General features: G+C 41.3%; 1 protein-coding gene. It reads left to right on the top strand.

What is annotated here, in order from left to right:
* Positions 1-84: 84 nt before the first annotated feature.
* Positions 85-450, top strand: a 366-nt coding sequence (locus LRP49_RS25180) for a GNAT family N-acetyltransferase (RefSeq protein ID WP_274146418.1), incomplete at its 3' end; no start/stop codon positions are given.

The raw sequence follows: 450 nt of genomic DNA on the forward strand, positions 1-450 counted from the left end.
GGCGTTATGTGAACTATGGAATTTGAGAGTAAGTGGCTAACTCCTAGTGACTGTGATTTCAGGGGATTGGCATCAGAGCTAAGTTTGAAATTGAAGAATATCACTGGTGACTCAGGCCAAAATTCATTTTCAGTAGACGATTTTGATCCTGACAAAGATGGATGTATTGTCGTTTACGTAAACAAAATCGCAGTTGCTTGTGGTGTGTTTAGGTATTACGAGCCAAACACTTGTGAGTTCAAACGAATGTACTCTAATTGTGCTGGCGCTGGCGGTCTCCTTCTCAGCCAGTTAGAAGTTGAAGCTTTTAATCGTGGGTATACAAAGGTGTTGCTGTCAACTCGAAGGGTTAATACTCAAGCCGTTCGATTCTATCTACGTAACTCTTTCAACGAGATTGAACCTTTTGGACGCTATGTAGGTATTGAAAAGTCCATCTGTTTTGGGAAG

The sequence above is a fragment of the Enterovibrio qingdaonensis genome, from assembly GCF_028683135.1.
Lineage (GTDB): Bacteria > Pseudomonadota > Gammaproteobacteria > Enterobacterales > Vibrionaceae > Enterovibrio > Enterovibrio qingdaonensis.